This window comes from Thermogemmatispora sp. (genome assembly GCF_019683755.1).
Lineage (GTDB): Bacteria > Chloroflexota > Ktedonobacteria > Ktedonobacterales > Ktedonobacteraceae > Thermogemmatispora.
In genome coordinates this window covers 1-7366 of the sequence record NZ_JADGHT010000236.1, presented here as the reverse complement: position 1 = coordinate 7366, position 7366 = coordinate 1, and the positions used below count along the sequence as shown (strand labels likewise).

The 7366-nt window shown below is 58.5% G+C and carries 8 protein-coding genes; 4 read left to right on the top strand and 4 right to left on the bottom strand.

Annotation, left to right across the window (positions count from 1 at the left end):
* Positions 1-65 precede the first annotated feature (65 nt).
* Positions 66-833 carry a methyltransferase domain-containing protein gene (locus IRZ24_RS14310; protein ID WP_297165394.1) on the top strand — a complete coding sequence of 256 codons (768 nt, stop codon included), beginning with the start codon at positions 66-68 and terminating at the stop codon, positions 831-833.
* 61 nt (positions 834-894) lie between these two features.
* Here IRZ24_RS14310 and IRZ24_RS14305 read toward each other — a convergent pair whose 3' ends face one another.
* The gene (locus tag IRZ24_RS14305; RefSeq protein ID WP_297165392.1) at positions 895-1557 is read right to left on the bottom strand and encodes a helix-turn-helix domain-containing protein; all 663 of its coding nucleotides are present in this window, start codon (positions 1555-1557) and stop codon (positions 895-897) included.
* A 13-nt stretch (positions 1558-1570) separates the two neighbouring features.
* Positions 1571-2383, bottom strand: a complete 813-nt coding sequence (locus tag IRZ24_RS14300; RefSeq protein WP_297165390.1) for a sigma factor-like helix-turn-helix DNA-binding protein — start codon at positions 2381-2383, stop codon at positions 1571-1573.
* A gap of 449 nt (positions 2384-2832) precedes the next feature.
* Between IRZ24_RS14300 and IRZ24_RS14295 the strand changes: the two genes are divergently transcribed.
* Positions 2833-3129 (top strand): hypothetical protein, encoded by a 297-nt coding sequence (locus tag IRZ24_RS14295; RefSeq protein WP_297165388.1) that lies wholly within the window; start codon positions 2833-2835, stop codon positions 3127-3129.
* 103 nt (positions 3130-3232) lie between these two features.
* Here IRZ24_RS14295 and IRZ24_RS14290 read toward each other — a convergent pair whose 3' ends face one another.
* Positions 3233-4219 (bottom strand): hypothetical protein, encoded by a 987-nt coding sequence (locus IRZ24_RS14290; RefSeq protein WP_297165387.1) that lies wholly within the window; start codon positions 4217-4219, stop codon positions 3233-3235.
* Positions 4220-4376: 157 nt separating this feature from the next.
* Here IRZ24_RS14290 and IRZ24_RS14285 point away from each other — a divergent pair, with 157 nt between their 5' ends.
* Positions 4377-4565 (top strand): hypothetical protein, encoded by a 189-nt coding sequence (locus tag IRZ24_RS14285; protein WP_297165385.1) that lies wholly within the window; start codon positions 4377-4379, stop codon positions 4563-4565.
* Positions 4566-4620: 55 nt separating this feature from the next.
* Here the strand turns inward: IRZ24_RS14285 and IRZ24_RS14280 are convergent, their stop codons facing one another.
* Complete coding sequence (locus IRZ24_RS14280) at positions 4621-4974, bottom strand: amino acid permease (RefSeq protein ID WP_297165383.1); 354 nt, start codon at positions 4972-4974, stop codon at positions 4621-4623.
* 601 nt (positions 4975-5575) lie between these two features.
* Between IRZ24_RS14280 and IRZ24_RS14275 the strand changes: the two genes are divergently transcribed.
* Positions 5576-6979 carry a S53 family peptidase gene (locus IRZ24_RS14275; protein ID WP_297165381.1) on the top strand — a complete coding sequence of 468 codons (1404 nt, stop codon included), beginning with the start codon at positions 5576-5578 and terminating at the stop codon, positions 6977-6979.
* Positions 6980-7366 lie beyond the last annotated feature (387 nt).

The following is a 7366-nucleotide window of genomic DNA, read 5'->3' as shown; positions in this document are numbered from 1 at the left end:
CGACCATCCCTATTACTATATAATCAATGAGCATCTCCTATGTTCTCGTTAGGGAGAATTCTGGTGTGTTTACCGTCAAACGTTCGCAGGCAACGCTTTTTCGGGGCCAAATTGGGGAGCAGTCGCAACCGATCGCCGCTGGCTGCGACTACATCGAGAGCTGCGCGACACGCCTCTACGGCAAGCTGGCTTTGGGACAGCAAGAGCTGCTTGTGGTGGATGGTAGCCGAGGCCAGTTGTCTATAGAGCTGGCACGGCGTGGGGCCATTGTTGTCGGTCTCGATGAGTCTCCTGCGGCCCTGAGGCAGGCACAGCGCCTGGCCCAAGGGCACGCTCTGGGCCAGGTCATTACCTATGTCCAGGGGTCTATTGAGGCCCTGCCTTTTGCCACTGGCTCTTTCTCGATGGCGGTCTGGTGGCAGGCTCAGGGGCAGGTCAAGGATTGGCGGACAGCCATCGCTGAAGTAGCGCGTGTGCTGGCGCCGGGCGGACTCCTGGTCTTCTCCTTCCTCAATCGTACCTGGCTCTCGCGGCTGCTGCTCAGTCCGGTGGGGGAGCACTTGCCGCTTGATCTCAAGGCGGGCGGTTCGCTTCGTCCGCAGGCTCTCATTCGTCCTCGTGAGCTAGCCTTTCTGCTGACCGCCTATGGTCTGCAGCCGAGTGAGATACGCGGCTTTCTCCCCCGCGGTTTGGCCAGTGGCGGCCTTGTCTGGGACCTGAGTCGCTTTCGGGGGCTTTTCTACCTTGGTTATGCCGTACGTCTGCCCCCAAGGGGTTCTCTCGCTCGTCACGCCAGCCTGTTGGGCCACGGCGACGACATTTCTGCTCGCTAGAGTAACTGTGCTGAGCGAGCAGCAGAAGCATACATGAGCATTAGGGAGGAAGCGGTCGAGGCTACTCCTCTAACCAGAGGCGCTTCTCCTGCTCGCTCATATCGCTGCGCGCAATGGCCTCAGCAAAACTCTGCTTGGGCGGAGCTGCTTGCCGTTGCTGACGCGCCGCCTCACCCGTTTGTCTGCGATTAAGAGCGAGGAGCGGCTGACTGTTGTGAAGCAATTCACTAAACTGTTGTGGGCTGATATTGAAGAAGTTTGCCAGCCTCTCCAGTTGGCGAGCACTTAGGCTGAGCACGTCGATCAGGCCGTCCTCAAATTTTTTCCAGACATCAACGCCCAGGTGCAGACCACGTGCTGCCTCAGTCAGGCTCAGGCGACGCCGCAGGCGCAGCTCACGCAGCGTTTTGACGGAAGCCAGCGAAGCCGGCATGTCCTCGGTCGTGCTCTGATGGTCGGTCCTGCCTCCAAAGACACGCTCCAAGGCGCGCTGACGAGCACGCTCTGTTAGAGGCAGGAGTTGGATCTCTTCAGGCGAGGCGGGGGCGCCATCCTCCTCTTCGAGGGCCGTCGCGCGATAGGCGACGATGAAATCGATGAGGGCTTCCTGAGCCTCGGGATGAGCGCGCAAGAGTGCGATTTGGGCCTGCTTATCGCCGCGCTCTTCGGCGGCCAGCCAGGCCATCTTGAGCTGCTGGATTGTGCGGCGGTCCATACGTGCCATGATTGACGCCTCCTCACCTTTGCTGATTCTGCCCGTGAGCCGTGGGCATAGACTGCGCTGATCCTTGCTGGAGATGCTGAGGTACCTGCGGTAGCTGCGTAGCCGCCAGCTCCTCCCGTTCGCGATCAAGGCAGGCCCGCAGGTAGGCCCGGGCCTTCTCATAGCGTAGGCGCACCGTGCGCTCAGTCCTCTGACAAAGCTGCGCGATATCATCCCATTTCAATCCCTCGAAGACGCGCAGCACCACAATCTTGCGATCGAGCGGGTCTGCAAGGTAAGCCAGAATACGCACGCTCTCCTCAGCAGCGTGCAGCAGCTCATAGGCATCCTGGGGATCAGCCACATCGGCGCCGGGCGACCCGTCCTCCTCCGAAGGACTTGTCTGCAGCGAGCCTATCAGAGCGCGCGGAATGTGTTGAGGCTGCCCCAGGGGGCGCCCCTCGCTGTCGCGTCGGTAGTGCAGTCCTTCCTGCCGCAGGACACGCGTGAATTCATCGGCACACAGACAGCGCAAATAATGGGGAAAGTTCTGAGTCATGAATAGCTCTTGTGGATCGAGCGCCTCCCGCAGCAGATGCTCAAACATGTTGGCAATCGCTTCCTCACGCAGTTCAGGCCGATGACGTAAGCCCTGCGTGCGCCTCTGAAACTCCGGCGCACAGCGCTCGGCCAGCACCTCGCTGAGGAGCCGGACACGCTCGCTGTCCCCCTGGGCACTACAAGCGCGGATGGCTAGCACTAGCTCGGCTTCACTAACCACATAGCGGCCTTCCGGGGTCTTGCGCCGTACTTGCTCTTTGAGAGCGGGGTCCTGCAGGTTGATCATGCCTATGCTCTCCCCTTGTCTTGTTTCAGCTGATCCTGTTTCCCCAGGTATGGCGGTAAGCACGCTTACAGGTGAGTGTGCTATTCTCTCTTTCTTTCTGAGGCTGAGAGAAACGGCAAGGCCTGGGCTGGCAGCTTAGCAGAAAGATTCCTCGCGGGCAAGGTGGCTGTTTGCTACCTCGTCTGTGCAAGGGCGCGCTCGCGCTGATTGGCCAAGAGCGTGCGGCGAAGAAGACAATCTATGGACGAGGCGCCTGCTTTGCGTTATCATCTAGCTGGATGGTCTCTTTCTCATTCCTTAAATTAAGAGGATCAAGCGCAAAATTAAGAGGATCAAGCGCAGGGAGCAGGGCTTTTCTGCTCAGGCAGCGCTCGCCATTCGTCATAGCTTGCTGAAGCCGCCAGGTTTTTCTGAGGTCTTTCCTTAATAGAAAGAAGGTGGTAACTGCGATGGAGCTGGAAAAGGTCAAGTCGCCACAACTCCCAACTGTCGCACCTAAGTATCCGCAGTGGCCAACATCGCGCCCCGGGCCGAAAGTTACGGAGCCGCCACCGGGCTACCGCCCCGTGCCTGTGCGCACTGATCAGGTCATCGAGCTGGCCGCAGGCGTCACCTGGAGTGAAACGGGCATCCGTTTCATGGAGCAGATGGGACTGACGCCTCAAGGACAGAGCAATCAGGAAGAGCTTCCCAAAGAGAAAGGATGGCTCCGGCTGCGGAAATCGCGTCCCGATCTTCCCCGCTGAGGGGTGGATCTGGGGTGTGGCCAGACCCCCAAGGCTGGCAAGTAAACAGGAGCAGGGAGGCCATTGCCCGGCCGCCAGAAGTCAGGCGGCTCGTGACAGGGCTTTAGCAGCGCCAGGGCAGGCTTAGTTGCCGGTTATTCCAGGAGAACATGATTTTTCCCGAAGCCGGACAGGTTCCAGGGAGATAGATAATGAGCTGCTGCTGCTGTCCCGGCTCAATGCTGCCGCTGGGAGGGTTAATGCGGGCGGCCACACCCTGGGACCAGGCTTGCCAGTGCACGCTGCCCGCCGGCCCACTGGCCAGCAGCGTCACGGTACAACGATAGCCGTTATCAGGAAGACAGTTGGCCGGGCTGAGGCTCTGAGGAAAGAGCGCCAGCTCGGTCGTTGCTTCAGCTTGCCCATGCTGGGTCCCCGCCAGTTTGCCGCTAGCGGTCGCTGAGAGGAGCAAGGCCGGTGAGAGGCCCTCACGTGCCGCCAGCACAGTTAACAGATAGATTAGAAGGCTGACGCTCAAGAGTAGCAAAAGCAAAGAAGCGATCAGTGTTCCTATCCAGAGCCTCTTGAAATTAGGTTCACCCGGAGCATGACGAGGGGCTTGCCTGGACGCTTCTGGCCGCAGTCGATCTCGGAACCAGCGTCGCGGCGGCTGAGTGACATGCCTTGACTCTTGGGGCGCAACTGGTACAGTCGGCGTGCTGTAGAATGCTGGCGGTTGGCCAGCTCCGTGCTGAGCCGGACGCTCGAGCGGGAGCGTGTCTGCATCGTGCTCAGCCGCTCTGGTGTCGAGTGAAGGTATGATCAGCGCCTCTCGCCCCTGCTGGCGCACAGCAACGGCTTGACGCTCTAGAGTGGCCTCTGCTCCAGTTCCATGCTCCCCATGAGCTATCTCAGACCCCTCGGCAGCGGCTGGCTTTCGCTCCTCTCTTTCAACAGCATCGACTGCGGTACGGGAAAGAGTCTGTTCCTCTCTCTTCACCACCTGCTCTCTTTTGGCCGTAGCCGCGTCTGCTTCCCCCATCCCAGCGCTCTCCTCATCAGGCCGTGGCTCCTGAAGCAATGGCCTCTCTGGTGACCCGGTCATGGTCAAGTCAATCTCTCCTTCCTGCGCAGGGTGATGCTGCCAACTACCCATTGCTACCGTGCTTTTCCCTCCTTCTTTTTCAGTATACGAACGGTCTGGAGGGAAAGTGACGCAGCCATCGTGACAGCGGACCTTTGGTTCTGATAAAGACTTTACAGTGAGAGTGAAGCGAGAGAAAGGGCGCCAGGCCTGCCGCGATTGCGTCGGCGAGAGCAGCGCGCTAGAAAGCCGGATTGCCATGCTGTGCCGCGCCAGCTACTACTATGTCATCGGCTACGGCGGTCGTCTAGTCGTGCCGATCATCGATCTTATCCCGACCGAGATCAATTTCATTGATAATCAAGGAGGCTAACAACTATGAAGCAGACGAACCCTGTGATCTCTTGCCTTCACCGCTGGCCATGCTGTTACTTGCCAGCAGCATTACCGAAGCGAGCGCTGAAGCGTCCCAAGATCAGGGGAGCGGCCCCATCGAGTGCCGTCCCGGCATAGGTGCGGTCGGCTCCCATCAGCCAGGTGTCGCCGGCGCTGGCCAGGGTCAGAATCAGAGCCAGGGCGATCAGCCAGCCGAGGGCCGTCGCCAATGGGGAGGGCGAGACGCTGGCCACTGCTTGATAGGCATCGAGGAAGCCACCGACATTCGAAAGCTGGTCTTTCGGCAGCGCGAGCAGAATCAGCAGAATCGGGATAGCATAGGCCAGCACGCCAATCACGCCGGCACGCAGCAGCGAGCGAGGAACATCACGCTGCGGCTCTAACATCGCCGACCTCCTTCAGATCAGTTTTATCCCTATCATCAGCCGAAGCGGGACCTATCTTCAAGAGAAGTCGTGAAGACAAGCTGTGGGCTGGTCATGGGAGCCTGCATCCCCAGGGTGCGTAGCTGACTTGCAAAGGTTCCAAACTAGCTTGCCCTTGCTAGCACTTCCAGCTTGCCTCTCTACCTGCCACCATGCTGCCTGGCAATCCTAGCGTGAGGCAGGCGCGCCTTCTACCGCCAAACGGCGAGCCACCAGGCCGGCCGTAGGGATCAATAGATCGGGCCTCCAGGAATGCAGCAGCATGGCCGCGATAGCTAACAAGCAAGAGAGGGTACCCAACAGGGCAAGGACCCAGAAGAGGGAACAAAGGAAGAAGGCGATTGCTATAAAGTGCCTTCCTTTTTGCCTCCTGGTGGGAGAACCTAAAGCAGATTTCTTAATCTAGATCTTTACCTTCTATCAACCTGTTCCTCTTCAAAAAAAGCTGGAAGACCATGTATACTATAAGCGGGTGCCATTCCTATTCCTCTCCATCCGCACCAGGCACGAGTCTTCTCTATTGTATTAAGGCACTATGTTTTGAAAAGGGGGTCAGACATTGATGAACGATCTAGCTCTCGTCCGTCGGCTCTCGCGTCTGCTCATCACCACAGTAGCGGTCAGCGCTCTGCTGGTGCTCAGTCTCGGTCTGAGCGGGGGAGCGAGCGCAGCGACAGTGAAGGCGCAAGGCGTCCACGGCTTTGCTGTGGTCCGTCCACAGTACGAGTATGTCGGCGTCGCGCGCAGTGATACGACCTTCCGCTGTCAGACGACTACGCCGCCCAACTGCTATGGCCCCAAGCAGATCCGCGAAGCGTATGAGATCACTCCAATCCTGAATAAAGGGATCACAGGAAAAGGACGCACAATCGTTATTATTGACGCCTACCAAAGCCCCACCATTACCCACGATCTCCAGACCTTTGACTCCATCTTCGGGCTGCCCGATCCACCTTTCACTATCATCGCACCGGACGGATTGACTCCCTTCGATCCAAACGATGCGAACCAGGTAAGCTGGGCGGGCGAGATTACGCTTGACGTGGAGTGGGCCCACGCGATTGCTCCCGATGCTCGTATCGTGCTGGTGCTGGCCAAGTCCAATCAGGATACCGATATTCTCAGCGCGACTCGTTATGCGATCCGTCACAACCTGGGAGATGTCATCTCTCAGAGCTTCGGCGAGGGCGAGAGCTGCGTTGATCCGAAGCTGCTGCGCCAGGAGCATGAACTGTTCCTGGAGGCAACCCTGAAGGGTATCACGCTCTTTGCTTCCTCGGGCGACCAGGGTGCGGCGCAGCCGACCTGCGACGGCAATTCCTATTTCCTCAGCGTGAGTTCCCCAGCTAGCGATCCGCTAGTGACAAGCGTTGGAGGAACCAAATTGATCGCCGATGGCCAGACAGGCGCTTACCAGAGTGAGACAGCCTGGAATGAGCCGCAGTACGAAGGAGCCAGCGGCGGCGGCTTCAGCACCATCTACCCGAAGCCGTTCTACCAGTTTGGTACCTCCGGCATCGGTCGCTACCGTGGCGTGCCCGACGTGGCCTATGACGCCGCAGTCGATGGCGGCGTTTTGGCCGTGTGGAGCTCCTCGGGCCTGGGCCAGGATCTGGTCTTCCGCTTCGGTGGTACAAGCGCTGGTTCACCTCAGTGGGCTGGCATCACGGCCCTGGCTGATCAGCTCGGTCATCGCCGCGTGGGCTTCCTCAACCCCGCTTTCTACCTGATCGGCCACTCGCCGCTCTATACGCGCGCTTTCCATGACATCACAACGGGGAACAATACCTTTACAGGCACCGATGTTAACGGCAACTCGGTGACGATTAACGGCTACTCCGCCGGCAAGGGCTGGGACCCCGTGACCGGTTGGGGAACGCCACGTGTGGCGAATCTCTTGCCCTTGCTGGTGGCTTTCGGCTGCGGCACTTCAGGCCGCGATTTGGCCCGCGCTCGTTCTCTCTAAACACTAGCGAGGAATCCGGTACACTAGTTAAGGAGGGAGAAGGGCCGCGCTAGTGCGGTCCCCTTCTCCCTCTTCTATTCCTGTCTCTTTATCTCCCTTTTATTCAATCTATCTCTTTAGATCGATATCTTTATATTACTGTATCTCTTATAACTTTACTACATTATCATCATCTTTAACCACATTTTAACAGATTTTATCTATGCAAGACAGTTGTGACCTCTTACACTAGGGTCGATGGGGTGCCGCAAGGTATCGATCGCGGCGCACATTGTCCCGTTTAGCTCACAAGGAGGTCACAATTCTCATGGAGAGAACCCCCATTACGCGCTGGCTGCCGCACCTGGTAGCCACCGCCATCGTCCTGTGTGGCTTACTGGTAGGGAC

Coding starts and splice junctions, on each gene's coding strand:
- IRZ24_RS14305 (WP_297165392.1), bottom strand. CDS start 1,557: ATGGCACGTATGGACCGCCGCACAATCCAGCAGCTCAAGATGGCCTGG.
- IRZ24_RS14300 (WP_297165390.1), bottom strand. CDS start 2,383: ATGATCAACCTGCAGGACCCCGCTCTCAAAGAGCAAGTACGGCGCAAG.
- IRZ24_RS14295 (WP_297165388.1), top strand. CDS start 2,833: ATGGAGCTGGAAAAGGTCAAGTCGCCACAACTCCCAACTGTCGCACCT.
- IRZ24_RS14280 (WP_297165383.1), bottom strand. CDS start 4,974: ATGTTAGAGCCGCAGCGTGATGTTCCTCGCTCGCTGCTGCGTGCCGGC.
- IRZ24_RS14275 (WP_297165381.1), top strand. CDS start 5,576: ATGAACGATCTAGCTCTCGTCCGTCGGCTCTCGCGTCTGCTCATCACC.